At 64.5% G+C, this 20,299-nt stretch carries 24 protein-coding genes; 9 read left to right on the plus strand and 15 right to left on the minus strand.

Annotated features, from left to right (window positions below):
- Positions 1-86: 86 nt before the first annotated feature.
- Both ATN00_RS01815 and ATN00_RS01820 read right to left on the minus strand, forming a co-directional pair.
- The gene (locus ATN00_RS01815; RefSeq protein ID WP_062061329.1) at positions 87-983 is read right to left on the minus strand and encodes a hypothetical protein; all 897 of its coding nucleotides are present in this window, start codon (positions 981-983) and stop codon (positions 87-89) included.
- An 88-nt stretch (positions 984-1,071) separates the two neighbouring features.
- Positions 1,072-2,313 (minus strand): S8 family serine peptidase, encoded by a 1,242-nt coding sequence (locus ATN00_RS01820; RefSeq protein WP_082635060.1) that lies wholly within the window; start codon positions 2,311-2,313, stop codon positions 1,072-1,074.
- An 82-nt stretch (positions 2,314-2,395) separates the two neighbouring features.
- Between ATN00_RS01820 and ATN00_RS01825 the strand changes: the two genes are divergently transcribed.
- Positions 2,396-2,896, plus strand: a complete 501-nt coding sequence (locus tag ATN00_RS01825; RefSeq protein ID WP_257720669.1) for an RNA polymerase sigma factor — start codon at positions 2,396-2,398, stop codon at positions 2,894-2,896.
- Complete coding sequence (locus tag ATN00_RS01830) at positions 2,893-3,600, plus strand: anti-sigma factor family protein (RefSeq protein ID WP_062061335.1); 708 nt, start codon at positions 2,893-2,895, stop codon at positions 3,598-3,600. The genes ATN00_RS01825 and ATN00_RS01830 overlap by 4 nt, the downstream gene beginning before the upstream one ends.
- 269 nt (positions 3,601-3,869) lie before the next feature.
- Here ATN00_RS01830 and groL read toward each other — a convergent pair whose 3' ends face one another.
- Positions 3,870-5,489 carry a chaperonin GroEL gene (gene groL / locus ATN00_RS01835; RefSeq protein ID WP_062061339.1) on the minus strand — a complete coding sequence of 540 codons (1,620 nt, stop codon included), beginning with the start codon at positions 5,487-5,489 and terminating at the stop codon, positions 3,870-3,872.
- A 55-nt stretch (positions 5,490-5,544) separates the two neighbouring features.
- Positions 5,545-5,859, minus strand: a complete 315-nt coding sequence (groES, locus tag ATN00_RS01840) for a co-chaperone GroES (protein WP_062061342.1) — start codon at positions 5,857-5,859, stop codon at positions 5,545-5,547.
- Positions 5,860-6,109: 250 nt separating this feature from the next.
- On the opposite strand from groES, the gene ATN00_RS01845 reads away from it, so the two are divergent.
- Genes ATN00_RS01845 through ATN00_RS01855 form a run of 3 tightly spaced genes read left to right on the plus strand, consistent with a single transcriptional unit; the run spans position 6,110 to position 6,983 of the window.
- The gene (locus tag ATN00_RS01845; RefSeq protein WP_062061345.1) at positions 6,110-6,346 is read left to right on the plus strand and encodes a hypothetical protein; all 237 of its coding nucleotides are present in this window, start codon (positions 6,110-6,112) and stop codon (positions 6,344-6,346) included.
- Positions 6,343-6,612, plus strand: a complete 270-nt coding sequence (locus ATN00_RS01850; protein ID WP_062061348.1) for an usg protein — start codon at positions 6,343-6,345, stop codon at positions 6,610-6,612. The genes ATN00_RS01845 and ATN00_RS01850 overlap by 4 nt, the downstream gene beginning before the upstream one ends.
- Positions 6,609-6,983 (plus strand): hypothetical protein, encoded by a 375-nt coding sequence (locus ATN00_RS01855; protein WP_062061351.1) that lies wholly within the window; start codon positions 6,609-6,611, stop codon positions 6,981-6,983. The genes ATN00_RS01850 and ATN00_RS01855 overlap by 4 nt, the downstream gene beginning before the upstream one ends.
- A gap of 43 nt (positions 6,984-7,026) precedes the next feature.
- Here ATN00_RS01855 and ATN00_RS01860 read toward each other — a convergent pair whose 3' ends face one another.
- The 4 genes from ATN00_RS01860 to ATN00_RS01875 form a co-directional block, all read right to left on the minus strand.
- Positions 7,027-7,590 (minus strand): hypothetical protein, encoded by a 564-nt coding sequence (locus tag ATN00_RS01860; RefSeq protein ID WP_062062632.1) that lies wholly within the window; start codon positions 7,588-7,590, stop codon positions 7,027-7,029.
- 35 nt (positions 7,591-7,625) lie between these two features.
- On the minus strand, positions 7,626-8,135 hold the full coding sequence (locus ATN00_RS01865; protein WP_335338080.1) for an NADH dehydrogenase ubiquinone Fe-S protein 4: 510 nt from the start codon (positions 8,133-8,135) through the stop codon (positions 7,626-7,628).
- Positions 8,098-8,619, minus strand: a complete 522-nt coding sequence (locus ATN00_RS01870; protein WP_062068276.1) for an Hsp20/alpha crystallin family protein — start codon at positions 8,617-8,619, stop codon at positions 8,098-8,100. Before ATN00_RS01870 ends, ATN00_RS01865 begins: the two co-directional genes overlap by 38 nt.
- Before the next feature lie 84 nt (positions 8,620-8,703).
- On the minus strand, positions 8,704-9,177 hold the full coding sequence (locus ATN00_RS01875; RefSeq protein ID WP_062061360.1) for an Hsp20 family protein: 474 nt from the start codon (positions 9,175-9,177) through the stop codon (positions 8,704-8,706).
- A gap of 435 nt (positions 9,178-9,612) precedes the next feature.
- Between ATN00_RS01875 and ATN00_RS01880 the strand changes: the two genes are divergently transcribed.
- The 4 genes from ATN00_RS01880 to ATN00_RS01895 are packed head-to-tail and all read left to right on the plus strand — an operon-like array spanning position 9,613 to position 12,008.
- Positions 9,613-10,251, plus strand: a complete 639-nt coding sequence (locus ATN00_RS01880; protein ID WP_156415324.1) for a Bax inhibitor-1/YccA family protein — start codon at positions 9,613-9,615, stop codon at positions 10,249-10,251.
- 16 nt (positions 10,252-10,267) lie between these two features.
- A complete protein-coding gene (locus ATN00_RS01885; protein WP_062061365.1) occupies positions 10,268-10,909 on the plus strand; it encodes an HdeD family acid-resistance protein in 642 nt (213 codons plus the stop codon).
- Complete coding sequence (locus tag ATN00_RS01890; protein ID WP_062061368.1) at positions 10,906-11,151, plus strand: hypothetical protein; 246 nt, start codon at positions 10,906-10,908, stop codon at positions 11,149-11,151. Before ATN00_RS01885 ends, ATN00_RS01890 begins: the two co-directional genes overlap by 4 nt.
- Entirely contained in the window at positions 11,148-12,008 is an 861-nt protein-coding gene (locus ATN00_RS01895; protein ID WP_231746361.1) for a trypsin-like peptidase domain-containing protein, read from the plus strand. Before ATN00_RS01890 ends, ATN00_RS01895 begins: the two co-directional genes overlap by 4 nt.
- A 28-nt stretch (positions 12,009-12,036) precedes the next feature.
- On the opposite strand, the gene ATN00_RS01900 is transcribed toward ATN00_RS01895, so the two are convergent.
- The 7 genes from ATN00_RS01900 to ATN00_RS01935 form a co-directional block, all read right to left on the minus strand.
- Positions 12,037-13,086, minus strand: coding sequence for a PAS domain S-box protein (locus tag ATN00_RS01900; RefSeq protein ID WP_082635061.1), 1,050 nt, complete (start codon positions 13,084-13,086; stop codon positions 12,037-12,039).
- 1,341 nt (positions 13,087-14,427) lie between these two features.
- Complete coding sequence (locus tag ATN00_RS01910; protein ID WP_062068283.1) at positions 14,428-15,660, minus strand: APC family permease; 1,233 nt, start codon at positions 15,658-15,660, stop codon at positions 14,428-14,430.
- Positions 15,661-15,689: 29 nt separating this feature from the next.
- Entirely contained in the window at positions 15,690-16,115 is a 426-nt protein-coding gene (locus ATN00_RS01915) for a c-type cytochrome (protein ID WP_062061372.1), read from the minus strand.
- Positions 16,116-16,203: 88 nt separating this feature from the next.
- On the minus strand, positions 16,204-17,463 hold the full coding sequence (locus ATN00_RS01920; protein ID WP_062061374.1) for a ferredoxin reductase family protein: 1,260 nt from the start codon (positions 17,461-17,463) through the stop codon (positions 16,204-16,206).
- Positions 17,464-17,655: 192 nt separating this feature from the next.
- On the minus strand, positions 17,656-19,425 hold the full coding sequence (locus ATN00_RS01925; protein ID WP_062061376.1) for a SulP family inorganic anion transporter: 1,770 nt from the start codon (positions 19,423-19,425) through the stop codon (positions 17,656-17,658).
- A 23-nt stretch (positions 19,426-19,448) separates the two neighbouring features.
- Positions 19,449-19,868 (minus strand): protein tyrosine phosphatase family protein, encoded by a 420-nt coding sequence (locus tag ATN00_RS01930; RefSeq protein WP_062061378.1) that lies wholly within the window; start codon positions 19,866-19,868, stop codon positions 19,449-19,451.
- Entirely contained in the window at positions 19,865-20,299 is a 435-nt protein-coding gene (locus ATN00_RS01935) for a YeeE/YedE family protein (RefSeq protein ID WP_062061379.1), read from the minus strand. Before ATN00_RS01935 ends, ATN00_RS01930 begins: the two co-directional genes overlap by 4 nt.

Below are 20,299 nucleotides of genomic sequence, written 5' to 3' on the forward strand. Positions count from 1 at the left end.
CAGCCAGGGCAATTGAGTTGACAGCCCCCTCGCAGGACGTGCCCGGAGCGCAGAATCGCTCCGGGCATCAGTTCCAATCCCCGACCTTATTGATCGTCAGCAGCCTTCTGGTCGGCCGCCGTCTGCTTGATCTGGCTTTCGTTCATCGCCGACATCACGGCGTTTCCGCTCGCGGAGAAGTTCGCGGCGGGCAACGTCGCCATCTGGCCATCGACCTTGACGAAAATTTGCTGGGCTTCGCCATGGGCGTTGGAGATCACCTGGCGGACCCGGCCTATGCGTTCGCCATCGGGCGAGAGGACGGGCATTCCCCTGGTCACGGTGAAGCCAGCGTCGCCGTTACTCGCCTCCTCGGCCGAACCCGACAGCGGAGCACCGGCACCCCCGGACGAACCGGAGCCGGAAACGCTCCCCGAACCGGCTAGCGAACCGTTCAGAGTGCCGGCGACGCCCGAGATCAGACCCTGTCCCTGGCCGCTCGCGTTGCCGGCGGCTCCGCGCGCGCCATCGACCGCGCCCGCAGCCTGCCCGCGAACCTCGCCGACCGCCGATTGTGCTGTGCCGCGAACGGCGTCGGTTCCGATGAGTTGCGCATCGACGCCGCCGGAGCCACTGGCGCTGCCGTTGCCCGACGCGCTACCGGTGAGCGACGATACCGGGCTGGTCAGCGAATTCGTGGTGGTGCCGCCTCCGGCGGCGTTGACGTTCCGATCGGCTTTGACGTGCCCGCTCTTGCGCTCGACGCTCTGGCTGCCGGTGCTGCTCGCGGCGCCGCGCAGGGTCCCGCTGGTCCCCTGACGGACGCTGTCGAGGGTGCCGCCGACGCCGCCGATGCCGTTCAAAGTGCCACCAATGGTGCCATTCAACGTGCCTTCCAGGCTACCGCCGATGCCGCCAAGTCCGCCGCCGCCAAGTATCTGAGCATGAGCGACCGGCACGGTCGAGAGCAGCAGGACTGTCGAAAATACGATAACGGTACGCATGGCTTCAAATCCTTTCCTCGCTGTCACGAGAGGGCATTCACGCCGTCTCTCGATCGGAAAACGAGGGGGCCTTGCCATTTAATCCATCTTATTTTCGCCGTGCGCAGGATTGGCAGAGCAGACCTCGCCCGAATACGGAATCGACGCCCCGGCGGCCGAGATCGACAGCCTCGCGGTCGAGTGTGGGAATGATATTGCCACTGCCCAGGGCAGCGGCGACACGCGCGGCGACGAAAGGCACGGCGTAGGATGTGCCTCGGACCCGCACCCATCGGCCGGCGGCATTGCGCGCCAGCAGGTCGGCCCCTGGAGCGGCGTAATCGAGGTGCGCCGCCCGCCCTGCCTCTATCAGCGCCCGGTTGCGTCCATCCACGGCGGTGACCGCGATGACGTGAGGGTAAGAGGCGGGATAGGCCGGCGGAGCGGCCGGCCCGTCGTTGCCGACCGCCGCGATGATGTAAACGCCCCGCCGCTGCGCGGCGCTAACGGCGCGGGCGACCACCGGATTGCTGGGACCGACGAGACTTATGGAAACCACGCGGATATTCCGGCCGATGAGCCAGTCGAGTCCACGCGCGATCGCCAATGCGTTGCCACCGGCCGGGTCCGCACCATAGACGTCGGCTACCACGATCCGTCGAACCCCGGCCCAGCCCAGAATCGAGGCGACCGCGCTGCCGTGGTCGCTGGAAGCGGACGCCCCCTCGGCGAATCTGCGAGTGGCGGTGACCGCGATTGTCGCGCCCGGCGCGCCGTCGATCACGCCGACCGTCTGGTCGATCGATGCCGCTGTCGGGGCACGAGCAGCCGTACCGCGTGCAACGACCGCCCCCGCCTGAAAATACAATGTGTCCGCCGAAATCGTCGCATCGGGCCGGAGCTTGCGCAACGCCGCTTGCGCTTTCGCCAGTGGCATGGCGCTGGGCACCGCCAGCCGCACGACATCGATTTCGAGCGCGTCGAGCCTCTCGTGGCTTAACGGCGCGAAGCCGGCGTCACGTGCCTTGGCGATGTCTGTATCGTTCGCGCCGATCAGTAGCAGCTCGCCGCGTCGCGCCGGTGCGCCATCGGCGTCGAGTTCCATACTCTCGCGGTTTCGACGCACCAGGTTCGACAGGCGCGATGCCCGCGCGTCGGCGAGCCGGGCCGCGCCACGCGTTACATCGCCGACCGTGTCCCGCAGGGGATCGAGCGCACGCTCGGTCGTGTCGAGAACATCGCCGATCACCGGGCCGACCGGCGGCAAGCCGAGCTGTGCGGCCGCCGGAGCGGAAACCAGTATGGCCAAGGCCAATAATGGGGCCAATAATGGGGCAGAACCGGTACGCATACGTTCCTTCAAGCAGGCTTGTCATCGAGCATTGGATTAAACGGGTGGGCTACGTCGTTTCATCCGTGAAAGGCGAAGAAAACTGTCGGCACACCAAAAAGGCGGGTTCGAGGACGGACTTCTGGCGTTGCTGCCACGAATGCGACGCTTTGCGGCGGGGCTTGCACACAATTTGCCCGAAGCCGACGACCTTTGCCAGATGACGATCGAGCGGGCGCTGCGCAGCCGTATGCAATGGCAAGTCGGCACCCGCCTGGATAGCTGGATGTATCGGATCATGCGCAATATCTGGATCGATGAAGGGCGGGCGACGACGCGGCGAATGAAGACTTTCGTCGACGCGGACGAAGGGCTAGCCGTGGGACATAGCGGCGGCCAGGAAGAGCACGCCGAACTGAGCGACGTCGATCGGGCACTGGCGAAGTTGCCCGACGAGCAGCGAGAAGCGGTGCTTCTCGTGATGGTCGAGGGCTACTCCTACAAGGAGGCTGCCGAGATCGCCGGCTGTCCGGTCGGCACCCTGAACTCGCGTTTGGTACGCGGGCGCGATGCCCTGATGGCCCTGCTGGGAGAGACGGCATGACCCTTTCTCGCGAGATGATCGCCGCCTACACCGATGGAGAGCTGGAAGGTGAAACCCTCCATGAAGTCGAAGCGCTGCTTGCCGCTGATCCGTCGCTGCTGGCGCAGGTTGAGGCCCATCGCGCGCTGAAAGCTCGGCTTTCCGCCCACTTCGCGCCGATTGCCGAGGCCCCCGTTCCCGAACGCTTGATCCGTGCGATAAAAGGCGGCGCGGAGGTGGTCGATCTTTCGGAAGCCAAACGCCAGCGGCAGGATGCCACTACGCGGAAACCACGTTGGCGCTGGATTGTCGGCCCTGCGCTGGCCGCCTCGCTGGTGCTGGCGCTATTCGGTACGGGGCTGGTTCAGCGGTCGCCCGGCTCCTATGCCGAAGGCGAGATTGCCGCAGCGCTCGAAAACCAACTGGTCGAGACGCAGTCGGCGCAAGCATCCGTGCGCATCCTGCTCAGCTTCCGCGACAGCACGGGACATATTTGTCGCGGTTTCTCGAGTACCGAGCGGTCGGGCATCGCCTGCCGTGACGACCGTGGATGGAAGCTAGACAAGGTGATTGGCGGATCTCGGGCCGCACGTGGCGATGGCGAGTACCGGCAGGCCGGCAGCGCAGACGCTGCAGTTCTGGCAGCCATTCAGGACATCGCCCAAGGTCCCGCTCTCGACGCGCAAGAGGAGCAAAGTGCCAGGAGCAAGGGCTGGCGGGAATAGGTGCGGCATGAAACGCCAACATTCCAGACATTCGAGTTTTCAGATTGCCGTGATCGATTCCTGTCTTTCGTTCATCACGCATTTGAGAAGGATGAAAGACTTGGTCTGGGACAGAGCGCCGTCCCACAGCAATAAGTCGACCGACAGCTGTTGCCAGGAGCCGACATCCAGCAGTTGCCTGACCGGCATCGAAGAATAATAGAAAGGGACTTGTCGCTCTTAAGCTCTTAAGCTCCGGGGAGCCCGAGTATCGGGCTCCCCGTCTCACGTCAGTAGTCCATCGCCGGCATCGGCGCGGCCTTTTCCTCTTTCGGCACTTCGGCGACGAGGGCCTCGGTAGTGATGAGGAGCGAGGCGACAGAGGCCGCGTCCTGCAGCGCGGTACGCACGACCTTGGCCGGGTCGATCACACCGGCCTGGACGAGATCCTGGTACTCGCCGGACGCTGCGTTGAAGCCCCAGTTGTAGTCGTCGCTCTCGAGCAGCTTGCCGACGATCCAGGCGCCGTCCTCGCCGGCGTTCTCGGCGATCTGTCGGGCGGGGGCGCGTAGCGCCCGGCGGACGATGTCGATGCCCGACTGCTGGTCGTCATTCGCGGCCTTGAGGCCATCCAAGGCCTTGAGCGCGCGCAGCAACGACACGCCGCCGCCGGGCAGGATGCCCTCTTCGACCGCGGCGCGGGTGGCATGCAGCGCATCGTCGACCCGGTCTTTCTTCTCCTTGACCTCGACTTCGGTCGCACCGCCGACGCGGATCACCGCGACACCGCCGGCAAGCTTGGCGAGCCGTTCCTGCAGCTTCTCGCGGTCATAATCGCTGGTGGTCGTCTCGATCTGCTGGCGGATCTGCGCGACGCGGCCGTCGATGTCGGCCTTGGTACCGACGCCGTCGATGATCGTGGTGTTGTCCTTGTCGATCGTGACTTTCTTGGCGCGGCCGAGCATGCCGATCGTCACGTTCTCGAGCTTGGTGCCGAGCTCCTCACTGACGACATTGCCACCGGTGAGGACGGCGATATCCTCGAGCATCGCCTTGCGGCGATCGCCGAAGCCCGGCGCCTTGACCGCCGCGATCTTGAGGCCGCCGCGCAGCTTGTTGACGACCAAGGTCGCCAGGGCCTCGCCCTCCACATCCTCGGCGATGATCAGCAGCGGGCGGCCCGATTGGACGACCTTCTCGAGCAGCGGCACGAGGGCCTGCAGGTTCGACAGCTTCTTCTCGTGGATCAGGATGTACGGATCATCCAGTTCCACCTTGAGCTTCTCGGCATTGGTGATGAAGTACGGCGAGAGGTAGCCGCGGTCGAACTGCATACCCTCGACGGTCTCGAGCTCGGTCGCGAGGCTCTTGGCCTCCTCGACCGTGATCACGCCCTCATTGCCGACCTTCTCCATTGCCTCGGCAAGGATTCGGCCCACTTCCTCGTCGCCATTGGCCGAGATTGTCGCGACCTGCGCGATCTCGCTATTGGCGCTCACCTTCCTGGCATGGGCTTCGAGGTCGGCGACGACGGTGGTCACCGCCAGATCGATGCCGCGCTTGATGTCCATCGGGTTCATGCCCGCAGCGACGGCCTTCGAGCCTTCGCGCACGATCGCCTGGGCGAGCACGGTCGCTGTGGTGGTGCCGTCGCCGGCCTTATCGTTCTGCTTGCTTGCGACCTCGCGCAGCATCTGCGCGCCCATATTCTCGAACTTGTCGGCAAGTTCGATTTCCTTGGCGACGGTGACGCCGTCCTTGGTGATGCGGGGGGCGCCGAAGCTCTTCTCGATGACGACGTTGCGGCCCTTGGGGCCAAGCGTCGCCTTGACCGCGTTCGCGAGCGTATCGACGCCGCGCAGCATGCGGTCACGCGCGTCCGATGCAAATTTGACTTCCTTTGCAGCCATCGCTGCTACTCCTTTCTATGTCCTTCCTGAATGTTCGAGGGATGAGGGCGGTCGATCAGGCCGCCTGCTTGAGCGGCACGACGTTGTCGATCACGCCAAGGATATCGCTCTCCTTCATGATGAGCAGATCCTCGCCATCGATCTTGACCTCGGTGCCCGACCATTTGCCGAACAGGATCCGATCACCGGCCTTCACTGACAGTTCGACGAGCGTGCCCTTGTCGTCGCGGGCGCCCGGCCCGACGGCGACAACCTCGCCTTCCTGCGGTTTTTCCTTGGCGGTGTCAGGGATGATGATGCCGCCCGAGGTCTTCTCCTCGGCGTCGATGCGACGGACGACCACACGGTCGTGCAAGGGGCGGAAATGCATGGCAAAAGCTCCAGATGCAAAACATGATGTGACAGACCCTGCCGTTCATCCGAACGACAGGTTTCGCTGAGCTAGGAAAACCGATTTTTCCGTTCAAGAGGCGGAATGAAATTTTTTGGCACTCTTGGCGTTGGAGTGCCAATCGGGTCCAACTTGCCTCTTGACGAGACTCGGAACGGAACCAAAATTCTCCGGTGCGGGTCTGTCCCGCATCAACGAAAGGAGCGACACAAGGAAAGGAGTTTTGGCCATGTCGCAGCCCTACGCACGTTTTCTTCACCCCTTTGATGTTGCGCGGCATCCGGATTTGGAACCCGAAGTGAAGCGTGCCATCCTCGCATCCTGGGCATCGGATCGATCTGCCGTGCGAGACAAGCCGGCGCTTCGCAAACCCCCGGGCGCAAAACGCGCCGTACCGATCGATGAAGTGCTCGCCGCCATGCGCTCGCTCGACGAAGGCAGGGATTCGGGTAGTCGGCTTCAATGAGGGATCGCGCTTTCCTCGCTCAGCTGCAGGGATATGGGCTAACCACCGCCGAAGTGCACTACTACCGGCCGGACGCCCCTTCACTACTGCAGCTGTACGTTTGGCAGGAGTATGATCTTGCGCCCGATTTCCCGGTGCTGTTCGACTTCCTCGATCATTGGCGGCGCGAGATCGAGGCGGCGCTCCACTCGGTGCAAATCGCGCACGACCAGCTCGTTCGTCCGACCGAGTGGCGCGCCGTCGATGGCGTGATCAGGATGCAATGACGAGGGGGCCGCTGCGAAAGTGGCGCGAACGCGGCGGCCGCCGCGTCCGCATTGCCTTGCCATTCGACGACATCATGGAGTTCGCGCTCGCGCTCCTGTCGGTGCCGCCCGAGGAACTGGAGGCGCTGGGCTGGAGCTTTGCCGATCGCAAGCGGCTGCTCGATCATTTTCTGCGCTCAGGCAAGGCCGCGCAGCGGATCGCGCCCGATCGTCTCGGAGCAATGCCGATCGAGCTCCGCCTGCCGCAGCGCGACGTCGACCGGCTGCAGCACTTCGCGCGCCGCGAGCTTCCCAAGGCGGCGAGCAGCGCCGGCGTGATCGACCGGGTCCTCGCCGCGCTGGATCGGGCATCCCATCGGCAGCGCGGGTGAATCGTGAAAGGCCCGGGAGAAATTGCTTCTCCCGGGCCATCGCTCAAATGGTCTTCGCTGGTGATGCCAGCTTGCCATGATCGGCAACGGCTTGAACCGGCCCGCGTGACGGTGCGCCGCAGTCACCGGAACTACTCGAAACGACCTTTGGCTGCTGGTCCGCGCCGAGCGACGTTACCTGGATGCTGCGGCTGCAAGTACCGTTTCCGGTGCTGGTAGAGACGAAGCGATAGCTCACGGTTCCTGCCGGCAGGGTGCCGAAGGCGGCCCGGTCGGGCGTTGCGCCTCTGGCCGCCGCCGCTTCGAGCATCCGCGCCTGGCGGAACATCGCATCCATCTGCCGATCCATGTCGGCGGCGATCCGGTCGAACAGCGCGAACGGCGCGGTTATCGCCGGATCGGCAAATCGCACCGGCGCGAACCTCATCGCCGGCTCAACGGTGACCTTGGGCGCCACATCGCCCTGGTACTCGATCCGGGCAAGCGAGCCGTCGGGCAAGTCGATAGTCATGACCCGGTTGTGGTTTGCGGCCGCGATAGCCGTCCCCGCGGTGGCGATTGCCGCCGCGCCGGCCAAGACGGCTGTACGAAGCAATTTTCGCATCATTCGTCCTTTCGTTGCTGGTTTGGTGGGTGAGAGATCTAACCGGCCACGCTGAACCTTGGATGACAATCACGCTCTGCCGCAGCGATCGGATAGGCACCGCAGCAACGCGCATGCGGACCTGTCGGCGAGCAGCACAGCACTGGAGCGGGCGCCGCGGGCAGGTAAGCGTGAAGCGGGCGCTGGCGACGCGCCTCTCCATGGACTGAGAAACGCAATCCTTGCCGCTGGCAATAGTTCGCCGCCGCCTCCAAGTTGGGAAAGCGCAGCTCGATCGTCTCGAGCGGATCGCCGCCGCCGGTCCATCCGGTTAGTGGATCCGCCACTGGCCGCCAGCGAGGCGCGAAGCGAACCTTCCACTGTTCGCGCCGGCCTCGTCCGCCTTGATTAGTGGCCGGCAGCACCGGCTCTATCATGGCACAGGCCTCGCGTGGCAGCGCGCTGGACGGGTCAGGCCCGGTGTGATTGTCGTTGGCGAATGGCCCGGAACCGAGGTTCCGGGCCAGACCGTCACGCCGCCTTGCCATTGACCGGGATGCGGCGGACATTTTCGTTCGCCGCCTCCGTCTTGGGCAGGGTGACCGTCAACACGCCGTTCCTGAACGTCGCGTTCGCCTGGTCACGGTCGACCCCCTTGGGCAGTCCGATACGCCGTTCAAAGCGGCCGTAGCTGCGCTCGCTATAGCCACGATCCTTGTCTTCGACCTCGGACCGCTTCTCGCCGCGAAGCGTTAGCGCACCGTCTTCGACGGTAATCTCCACGTCCTTCTCGTCGAGACCCGGCAGTTCCGCCGTGACGCGGATCTCCTTGTCGGTCTCGCCGAGCTCCACATGGGGCCAACCGGCAGCGCGGTCGAGGCCGGCGAAGGCGGGCACGCCGAAGCCGCGGAAGACGTCGTCGAACAGTCGGTTCACCTCGCGATGGAGCGAGAGCAGCGGGTGGGTATCATTGTCGCGGCCGCGCTCGGCACTGACCGGGACAGGGAGCCGGTTTTCCTGCCGGCTCCAGGGAATGAGATCACGAAAAGCCATGATGGTCATCTCCTTTTCTGGCTGGAAGGGTAAAGGCCTGCCGGCCCGCAGAGTGCGGCGCCGGCAAACCAGTTAAACCAAGGATCAAGCCGCTTCGCGGACCTTGTCCTTGGGCGCCTCGATCTGATCCTGGGCAGCATTGCTGCCGCCGATCTCGATCCGGCGCGGCTTCATCGCCTCGGGGACGACACGCTTGAGCGCGATGCTCAGCAGGCCGTTCTCAAAGCTGGCATTGCCGGCTTCCACGAAGTCAGCGAGCTGGAAGCGCCGCTCGAAGGCGCGCGCGGCGATACCGCGATGCAGATAGTCGCCCTTGCCGTTATCCTCGGCGCGTTTGCCGGTGACGGTGAGCTGGTTCTGCTGCGCCACCACCTCGATGTCTTCGGGGCGAAAGCCGGCGACTGCCAGCGTGATGCGATAGCTGTCCTCGCCATCCTTCAGGATGTCGAAGGGCGGATAGCCATCGTCTTCACGCGCGCCTGCTTCGAGCAGGTTGAACAGGCGATCGAAGCCTACGGTCGAGCGCCGATAGGGCGCGAAATCAAAGTTAGTTCTCATTTCCAAATCCTCCTATGAAGCGATCTGGGCATGAGAGGCGCCGGTAAACGGAGAGCCGACGCTCTCTATGTCCAACCGGACCCGAACGGCGTCCGGCAACAAAAATCTAGGTAGGCATCGAGGGCTTTCAAGAGGTTTTTGCGCACACACTTTTTGCCCGCGCGTGCTCTTGAATTTACAGAAGCGGTTACAAGATCTTGCCTGCGGACCGGGCCCCTCTGGCGGCGGCTGCAAAGCCTCCGCGATGTCGGACCGCATCGAGTGCGCTCGGTGCAGGATCGCGCAGCTTCAACGTGAAGCCGGCCGAGTGCCTCATTGACTTGAAGATCAATGGAGTGAGGCATGAACAGACATTTTGACCCTATCACCTATCCGCCCCCTTCGCCGGCGCGCGCCGGCGGCGCAGCCATCTATGATGAAGGCCTTCGCCGGCACATGCTCGGCGTCTATCGCAACATGGCGCTGGGCCTCGGTATCACGGCGCTCGTCGCGCTGCTGGTCGCGAGCACGCCCGCGCTTTACCAGCCGATCTTCGGTACGCCGCTGAAGTGGGTGGCCATCTTCGCACCTTTGGCGTTCGTGCTGTTCTTCTCGTTCCGCGTCGAGCGGATGACGACCACGCAAGCGCGAACCGCTTTCTATGCCTTCGCAGCTGTGATGGGCGTGTCGATGGCGAGCATCTTCCTCGTCTTCACCGGCACCAGCATCGCGCTCGCCTTCTTCAGCGCAGCGGCGGTGTTCGCGGGCATGAGCCTGTGGGGCTATACGACCAACGTCGACCTTTCGCGTTGGTCCACCTTCCTGATGGTCGGGTTGATCGGCGTGGTCATCGCCAGCCTCGTCAACCTGTTCATCGGGTCCTCGATGCTCCAGCTAGTCTTCTCGATCGCCGGCGTGCTGGTGTTTACGGGGCTCACCGCTTGGGACACCCAGCGCCTGAAGAGCGAGTATCTGGCCTATGCTGGAACCGAGCGGGCGGACAAGTTGGCCGTGATGGGCGCGCTGTCGCTCTATCTCAATCTTATCAACCTGTTCCAGCTGCTGCTGAGCCTGTTCGGGCAGCGTGAGGAGTGACGAAGGAGGCCAAGCTATGACGAGCATATCGGCCACGGTTCCCCATGCCGGTGCGGGCAGCGACGCCCGCACCGGCGTTCCGCTGCTCAACCACAACTGGGGATGGTTTGTCGTTCGTGGCGTCCTCGCGTTGAGCTTAGGCGTGGTCGCGTTCCTGTTTCCTGTAAGCGCCCTGTTCGCCTTCACCATGGTGTTCGCCGCCTATGCCGGCGCCGATGGCCTACTCTCGACGATCGCTGGCGTGCGCGGCGCCACTCGAAAGGAAGAGCGCTGGTGGACGCTGATCCTGCGCGGCATCATCGGCGTCGCGGTCGCGGTCTTGTTCGTGCTGATGCCCTTTGTGGCGACAGCCAGCTATGCTCTGGCGACACTGTCGGTGCTGAGCGCCTGGGCCATCCTCACCGGAGTGCTGGAGATCGCCGCCGCGATCCGCCTGCGCAAGGAGATCGAGGGCGAGTGGCTGCTCGCGCTTTCGGGCGTGCTCTCCCTATTGCTCGGGATTGCGGTGCCGGTGGCGCTTTATATGAATCCGCCCGCCACGATCCTGTCGGTCGCATGGGCGATCGCGATCTATGCTGTCATCGCCGGTGTGGTCCTGATCGGCTTCGGGCTGCGGCTGCGCCAGCGGCCGGAGGAAACGAAAGGAGAGACGGCATGACGCGCGAAGACGTGATCGCGATCGCCGGGTCGCTGGAGGACCGCTTTATCGTCGAGATATTGGACGCCGGCGGCGATCGGGCCGATCTGATCGAGGCCGTCGCACGGGCGCGCGGCGAGCCGCTGGATTTTCCGGCGGCGCCGCGCCCCATGTCCGCGACCGTGTCGCGACTGTGCGAGATCCTCGAAACCGCCGACACAGCCGTCGCAGACCCGCTTGAGTTGAAGGATGGTCGCCCGTGAGCCCAGCTGGACCGGACCTGCGTCCGCCGCGCGGCTGGCTGGCCCTGCTTGCAGCGATCGGCCTGGCCTCAGGTGTGGCCGGCGGCGTGGGGGTGGCTTGGCTCAAGTCCGACCGTGACATGGTGATTGGGGCGGAAAGCGCACAGGTTTCCGTCGACGCCGTCCCGCTTAATCGGCTGACGGTCGCACCGCTTGTCGAGCGTGTTGCGCCCGCTGTGGTAAACATCGCGGTGCTGCAGGCGTCGCCCTATGCGCAGAACCCGCTGCTGCGCGATCCTTATTATCGCTTCTTCCTCGGCGTGCCCGACGAGGCACTGGCGCCGCGGATCTCGGCGGGCTCCGGGTTCGTGGTCGATGCCGCGCGCGGTCTGGTTGTCACCAACCACCATGTCGTCGAGAATGCCCGCGCCATTGCCGTTGGCATTGGTGATCGGCAGGTCGAAGCCGAGTTTCTCGGCAGCGATCCGCGGTCCGACATCGCCGTGCTGCGCATTCCAGCTCGCGGGCTGAAACAGCTTCCGTTGGGTGACTCGGACAAGACGCAGGTCGGTGACTATGTGGTCGCCATCGGCAACCCGTTCGAGGTGGGGCAGACCGTCACGGCGGGAATCGTCAGCGGGCTGCGCGGCTCGCCCGACGGCGGCGCTCGCTACATCCAGACCGATGCGCCGATCAACCCGGGGAACTCGGGCGGCCCCTTGATCAACATGCGTGGCGAAGCGGTCGGCGTGAACAGCGCGATCATCGGCCCCAATGGCGGTAATGTCGGCATCGGCCTGGCCGTGCCATCGCGCGCTGCGCGCCAGGTCGTCGAGCATATAGCCGGTGTAAGCTTACACGGTGGAAGCGGGTCTTAGACCGGGAAGTCCAGCTGCTTTGAGAGCGTCATCTCAGGCGATCACGTAGAACCGTCAGGGTGACACGCAATCCCTCCGGCCGCCACTCACGCTCGATGGTGCCGCCAAGCTGTCCGCTGGCCAGGCGCCCAAGCAAGCTGCCGAATCCATCTTCCCCCGGCTCATCGCTCCGCGGGCCGCCGCGCTCATCCCAGATCAAAGCAAGCGTATCTTTTTTCGCGACGCATTCGACGGTGACGGTGCCCGATGGTGACGACAACGCGCCGTATTTCGCGGCATTGGTAGCCAGTTCGTGGAGGATGAGTGCGATCGTGGTCATCGCGTTTCCGGGTAACGTCACATCATCGCCGTTGATTCGCAGCCGGTCATCGCCACCGCCAGCACCCTCGTAAGGTGCCAAAATCGTCCGAAGCAATACGTGGAGCCTAACCGAATCGTTACTGCCGGCAGCGGAGTCCTTCGGCATTGTGAGAGCGTGCGCACGCGCCAGCGCGCTCAAACGCTCCTGGACGATGGAGGCCAGTTCCTGTGGGCTTGCAGCATCGCGCACGCTCATGCCGACGAGGCTGCCTGCAAGCGCGAACAGGTTCTTCATCCGGTGGTCCATCTCACGCAGCAACAAGCGTTGCCGCTCCTCGGCTTGCTTGCGCTCCGTAATGTCGCGCGCGATCGTGGAGGCGCCGATAACCGTGCCGTTCGCATCGCGCAACGGTGATACGCTGAGCGAGATGTCTATCAGACTCCCGTCCTTGCGGCGCCTGACCGTTTCATAGTGACGGACGCGCTCGCCTCGGCGCAGCCGTGCCAGGATCGGTGCCTCGTCGTCCTGCCGATCATCTGGCAGGAGAAGCATGACCGACTTTCCGACGATCTCGGCGGCGCGATAGCCGAACAGCCGTTCCGCTCCCCTGTTCCAGCTCGTGATGGTTCCATCCAGATCTTTCGCCAGAATGGCGTCGTCGGAGGACTCGACGATCGCGGCCAGGCGCTGCGCGATCTCGTCCCTTGCGCGGCGCCGCTCATAAGGCAGGCCGGGCATCGCGCCAGATGGCGCGTGGCTTTCACCAAGGTCACTCATCCTCTTTTCCACTCACTCGAAGAGGTCGTTTCCAAAGCGTTCGCGGCCGAGATTAGCCGGGGTTTGGCGCTGCCGCCTTCGAACGCTGCGCCGGCGACGCCCTTGGAGCGATGGCTGGCTAGATCGGACCGATTTGGAATTTTCGACCCGCCCCGAAGCCGCAGAGTCTGAAGTGCCACCAAGAGTCGACGCAGCAAACGTAACAAAAGCATGGTCGTCGAACAACCGCCCGATCACCTGTGACGTTATACGGACGCTGCTGTCCCGGCTATCGCAGACCTCACGCGGTGACGCACCCCGCCGCCGGCCGTTTCTGGCACGTTGCCGATTGTCTTCTTGGATCAGCCCGGGCGGCAGCTTCCGTCGAGACGGGACGTTGATCGAGCAAACCTAGACGACCGACCCTGGTCGGAAGCGACCAATGCAAAGCCGGCCAGCGGACTGGCAAGTGCCGCCAACATTCCAGACATTCGAGTTTCAGATTGCCGTGATCGATTCCTGCCTTTCGTTCATCACGCATTTGAGAAGGATGAAAGACTTGGTCTGGGACTTTGCTGCCGTTCGCAGGCTACATGTCGGACGGCAGCTCCTGTTGGGAGCGGACGTCCGGCATCTATCCGACCGGCGTCGCAGAACGACGCGAGCTGGGCCGGCACCAGAATAGCAGGTTCTGACGAGCACAGGCCAAAGCAGCGTATCGGCTTTCAGGCAGTCTCCGCTGGACACAGCGTGACCGCTGCGGGGTGGGGAGCTGCCGTTTGGCTGGATCGACCAAACCGGGCTTAAATTCAAAATCAGTTACGGTGGCCACACCTCACGCAGGTGCCGTCACCTTGCCCGGTGAGTAGCCATCGCAGAGGTTTGTGCAGGTACGGGCGGCTGCATTGCTCGCACAGGAGGAATGTTCCGAGCGCACCGGCAGGCACCATACCGGCAAACAGCAGGTAGAGGTTACCCGAGATTGCACCAATAAGCATCATGAGTACGAAGACGATGCCTATGGGGCGGACCTTGTTGGCCCGGTCAAATCTGCGCATACCCCGAGTTCCCTTGTGCACGTCCAAGGCTGTGTCGCGGAATACTGGCCCACGGGGCGAACGTCCGCAACTGGGCCGGCTGCTGAATGGCAGGTCTGCAGCGAGCCAATGCACATAGCTGCCGTTGGAGAGCGGACACATGCGGAGATCAACCTCTTCGGGAACGACCGATTGGTTGGGCGACGCGTCCCCAACACAAGAAACGGCGTGATATTGGGAGATAATGGGAGGGCGGGTGGCAGTGCAGATGGCTTCTGCTGTCACCCCAACGCGAATGTATGCTCCCGCGCTATTGACAGTCGCCCTAGAGAGCAAAGTCGGCGGCAAGCAGCGCCACCGTGGATGCGAAACCAACGACTGGCACCCATACCGGGCAAACAAAAACGTGGTCAGGCGCGCTCGCTTCCGCCCTCTTTATCTTTAGCAGTGCCAGATTGATGATCGCGAAGATCACAAGCGTACCTCTTGCTGCGAGGTCAGCCAGGCCCCCAAGCGACAGCGCGACGGCCAGCGCCAGGATCGCCACCACGCCAATGGCGGTGGTGACAAGCGGAGTGCCCGTCACGGAGCTGACGGTGCCGAGCCGCGACGGCAGAAAACCTTGCCGCGCCATCCCGTAAAGGACCCGCGCAATCATGATCATGTGGACCACCACGCCATTGAGGGTGGCCACGATCGCGATGGCGCTCATCGTCACCAGCGGAAACCCGGTCAGGCGCTCGAATACCAGGGCCAGGGGCGCCTCGGACGCACCCAGCTCAACAGGCGGGACCGCGACCACCGCGATCCAGACTACGACGAAGTACAGCACGGCCGTGATTCCCAGAGTCAGGAACAGCGCGCGCGGCAAGGTTCGCGTCGGCTCCTTCAACTCCTCCGAAATGTTGACCAGGTGCTCGAAGCCGAGGAACGCGAACACCGCCACCAGGCTCGATCCCAGCACTGAAACCCAGGCAGCCGCGTCGCCGGGACCAGGTACGAGTTCAGGCAGCCGCTCAAGAGGCGCTTCGCCCATCATGAGGCCGGCTCCGATGATCGCGAGGAGCCCGCCAATCTCGATCACGGTCATTATGCCGGCGAAGGTGACCGACTGCGTCGTCGCGAGGCACGACACCGCCCCCATGGCCAGGACCACCCCGGCGATGATCCAGAAATCGGGCCAGTCGAGAAACGACGCGATATAGCCAGCGCTGCCGCTGGCGATCGTGGCGGCGGATATCGTGGCCGTAGCGACCACCAAGAGCCCGACCGAAAGGCTGAGCCAACGGCGGTCGAATGCTGCTTGGGCGTAGGCCGCTTCGCTCGCGCTTACCGGCATGCGCGTGCCGAGCTCGGCGAAAGAGGCGGCGCTCAAGGCCATCGGTATGGCGGCGACGAGGAAGGCCAGCGGAGCGTGCATCCCGCTCCGGTCCGCCATGACGCCGACCAGGACGTATATCCCGGCCCCGATCGTCACTCCGAGGCCGTAGAGAACCGCGTGCGTCAGCGATAACGAACGAACCAGCCCGCGTTGCGGCGTTGCCGGGTCGCTGCTCACGAGGCTTTCATTGCCGGACGCAGGCGGGATCAAAGCGGCTCAAAACACCTCGCCATCGCCTCCTCGTCGGTCGATGGTTGAGCGCATGGGTCGATGGATCTCAGGTAGACGAGCAAGTTATCGACGTCGCGCGGCGACAGCCGAAACGCCGGCATGCGCGCATGAGCCACTTCGATGCCCCGGACGAATGCCCCTCGGAGGTCCTCGATCGCGTAGCGCTTGTAGAGGTCGCGCAGCGGTGGCGCCTCTGCAATGGCGCTGGCGCCGGTGAGGTCGATTGCGTGGCATCGCGAGCATTGTTGCTCGGCGACTATCCTGCCCAGCTTTGCTTCGGGCGGTATCGGGGCCGCCTCGGACGGCAGCGCGCTGGCGGTGGAAGGCGCAGGGCGCTCTGCACAGCCTGCTGCCAGCACGAAAGTCGCCAACGCCGCGATGAAAAATCCGGGATGCCTCATCTTAGACCCCTCGTCGGTTCGAGCTGTATCGACCCCATCTGGCAAGTCAGACGGTGAGGGCTTTGTTCCGGAGCGATGCGCCTGGAGGTCATCGGAAGGCAAACAGTTCGTGGCGAATGGCGCCGCTGCGAAGGCCATGACCGCTCGCGGCCCGGCGAACCGCATCCAGCAGCCCTCGGGGCCCGCACACCGCTATGTCGAGCTGCGACGCGTCCACGCTCTGCGCGATCTGCCCGAACCGCTGCGTGAACGCCTCGGATGAGGGGCCGGCACTTACCGGCACGAACTCAATACCCCGATCGCGGGCCATCGCCTCCAGGACGGACACGTCGGGGAACGCCCGGCCGGGCGTGAAGAAGTAGAACAGCGTCACTTGTTCGAAGCGGTCCGCCTCGCCATCCCGCATCCAGGCGATGAACGGCGATATTCCCACGCCCCCGCCGATCCAGATTTCCCGCTCACACTCCGGTTTCCGCTCGAAGCGGCCGTAGGGTGCATAGACGTCGGCGTGCATGCCGGGCTCGACCTCGGCGATCAGCTTCGTCGTATAGTCGCCGAGCGCACGAATGACGAAACTGATCCTCCCGTCCGCCGAAGGGGCCGAGGCGATCGTGAACGGATGCGGCTCGCGCAGCCCGTCCGCCTTCATACGCAGGAACCCGAAGTGGCCCGCGTGGAACCGCGCCCGGTGGCTTATCGGCTCGAGCTCGATCTCGGCCGCGCCGGATCCGCGCGAGACCTTGACGACCCGGTAGTGACCGTGGCGCGCCACCAGCGGGTAGAGCAACAGCTTGTAGGCGGCCGCCAGCACGGCGAGTGCCGAGAGCCCGGCAAGCCACAGCCCGGCGGCGCTACCGAGTTCAATCGGCGACTTGATGCTGAGCCAGTGGGCGACGACGACAAGGAACAGCGGTCCCGAAAGGCGATGCCACCAGCGCCACACGCTGTAGGGGATGTTCCGGTTCAGCGCGAGGATCACGATCGCCATCAGCGCGACAAAGCTGGCCTGCCGCACGAATCGGGTCCCGGCGGACGGCAAGGCCAGGATCGCTTCGGCCTGCCACAGCGGATCGCCCGCCTTGAAAAGCAGATGCACCGAGGCCAGTGCAAGTGCAAAGACACCCAGCCACTTGTGAGCTTCGTATACTCGGTCCAGTCCGCCGAAGAGTCCTTCCATCATGGGCCAGCGTGCAGCCAGAATCGCTGCGGTGGCCATCAGTGCCAGAGCTGAAATCCCGCAAGCCAAACTAAGCGTCGCGGGTGTCCACCAGGTTATCGGCGGGACCTCCAATAGTGCGAGGCCTAAGCTAATCGCCACGATCCCGATAATCGCTTGCCACGACTTCATAATACCACCGGCTCCGTGCTGCAGCACTCAAGGGCGAGCAGTGCGCCCAGCATGCATCCGAATGTCCGGCGCCGTCAAATTGGGGATCGTGGCGCCTCCCGCTTGATGAGTCGCGCCTGCCCGACATTTCGCCGCACCTACTGGCCCCGCCATACCTAACAGCAGGTCGGCTGATCGAACCTTCACCAGCAGCTAGATCAGACCACGTGCCAGCCAGAGATCGTCCCGTTGAGGGGGCACTTCGTTCTCGCTTCTCTTTATCAAGCTTGAGAACGCCTCATCCTGTGAGAGGAAGACCTCGCCGCTGAGCTCTTCGAGGAACGAGGAGCGCTGCAACCGGTCCATCACCGGACCCTTCACCTCGGACAGGTGCAGCTTGATGCCCCCATCGGCCAGCCGGTGATTGATTGCCTCGAGGCTTTCGAGCGCCGAGGCGTCGATCGAGTTCACGGCCGAGGCCATCAGCACGAGATGCTTCGCCTCGGGGTAGTCGGCCACCGTCTCGAGCACGAATTCCTCGAGCCAGCGGGCGTTGAGATAGGTTAGGCTCTCGTCGATGCGGATCGTCAGCACGCACGGATCGGTCAGGACCTTGTGCCGCTTGACGTTGCGGAAGTGTCCCGTCTCCGGCACGCGGCCGACGATCGCGGCATGGGGGCGCGACGAGCGCCACAGGTAGAGCGCCAGGCTGAGCCCAACGCCGGCGATCACACCTGGTTCTACGCCGAGCAGCAACGTCACGGCTATGGTCGCGGCCATAGCGGCGAAGTCCGCTCGCGAGTAGCGCCAGATGGTGCGCGGCGTCTTCAGGTCCACCAGACTCAAGACCGCCACGATGATGGTCGCGGCCAGCGTCGCCAGGGGCAAGGCGTAGAGCAGAGGCGTGAGGAACAGCGCGGCGATGGCGATGCCGACGGCGGTGAAGGCGCCGGCGGCGGGCGTTTCGGCACCGGCGTCGAAGTTCACCACCGACCGCGCGAACCCGCCAGTGACGGGATAGCCGCCGGAGAACGACGCGGCGACGTTCGCCGCGCCGAGGCCAATGAGCTCCTGGTCGGGATCAATCCGCTGTCTCTTCTTAGCCGCGAGGGTCTGCGCCACCGAAACCGACTCAACGAAGCCGATGATCGACAGGAGCAGCGCAGGAATCGCCAGTTGCTGCCACAGGCGAGGGTCGAACAGCGGCACCGTCAGCGGCGGGAGGTTCTGGGGGATGCTTCCGACCACCCGGACGCCCTGCCGCTCCAGATCGAACACGACGACTGCGAGCGTCGCCGCCGCGACCGCTGCGATCGGGCCGGCCTTGGCGACGAGGTCGGCCGGACGCGGCTGCAGCCCCGCCCTGATCAGGACCGGCTTCAGGCCCTTGCGGACCCAGAAGAGGAACGCCGTCGAGAGCACGCCAATGACCAGCGTCGGCAGGTTGGTGTCGGGAAGGTTGGCCAGCAATGTCTCGACCAGCTCGGGCATCGCTTCGCCCGAAGCCGAAATGCCGAAGATTGCCTTCAGCTGGCTGGTGGCGATGATGATGCCGGAAGCGGTAATGAAGCCGGAGACGACCGGATGCGACAGAAGGTTTGCCAGGAAGCCAAGCTTGAGCACGCCCATCAGCAGCAGGATCAGGCCCGAAAGCAGCGCCAGCACCAGCGCGGCGGCGATGAATTCGGCGCTGCCTGGAGGCGCCACGCTGCTCGCGGCGGTCAGAGTCATCAGCGAGATGACGGCCACGGGCCCGACCGCGAGCGCGCGACTGGTGCCGAACAGCGCATAAGCGACGATGGGGAGGATCGAGGCGTAGAGGCCGACTTCGGGGGGCAGCCCCGCGAGCATCGCATAAGCGAGGCTCTGTGGGATCAGCATGATCGTGACGATTCCCGCCGCGACGAGGTCGTTCGTGAGCGCGGTGCCGCTATAGGCGCGACCCCAATCGAGGATTGGCAGGTAGCGGGCAAGGCGCGGCATGATCGGGCGGGCCTCGGCTTCCCTCAGCGCTTCGCCAAGCGGTCGTGCAACGCTGCGATGTCGTAGCCGGCATCGGCAGCGGTGCGGATCAACTCCTCAGCCGAACGCTGGCCGGCGTTCGACAACGCCCAGAGCGAGGTGGATCGCGCGCCCGTGCGGCAAAAGCCAACGATCGGCCCGGGCAGCTCCTCGAGCGCGGCTCTGAATCGGGCGGCATCCTCGTCGGAGATGGCGCTCGGCGTTACTGGAATGTGGCGCGCGTCCATGCCCGCATCGCGCGCGGCTCGCTCGATCGTCGTCCAGTCGGGCTGATCCGGCTCTTCCCCGTCGGGGCGGTTGCTGATCACCGACCGAAAGCCGGCAGCGGCAAGCTCTTGCATGTCCGCCGGATCGATCTGCGGTGTGACCGACAGGCGATCGGAGAGGCGCTTGGGCTGTGTCATGAGGCAACCTTTCGTTCCATGGTGATTTTCTGGAGCAGCATGCCCGCGAGCATGGCTGCGACGAACGGGATGGCATGCACCGGCGACAGCACGAGCGATGCCACGGCAGGGCCTGGGCAAAGGCCAGCAATGCCCCAGCCGATGCCGAACAGCGCAGCGCCGGCAATCAGGCGCGGATCGAGATCAGTCCGATCTGGAAGGGCGAATTTTTCGCCGAATACGGGCTTCGTCATGCGCGCCTGGATACGCCAGGCCACTGCCATGACCAGAACCGCGCCGCCCATGACGAAGGCGAGGGTGGGGTCCCAGTCGCCGAACATGTCAAGGAAGCCGCGCACCCGTTGCGGATCGGTCATGCCCGAGACGGTCAGACCCATCCCGAACAGGGACCCCGAGGCAATCGGTGGCAGAAGCTTGCGGAGATGGGCCAT

The organism is Sphingobium baderi (assembly GCF_001456115.1).
In the GTDB taxonomy this organism is placed as follows: domain Bacteria; phylum Pseudomonadota; class Alphaproteobacteria; order Sphingomonadales; family Sphingomonadaceae; genus Sphingobium; species Sphingobium baderi_A.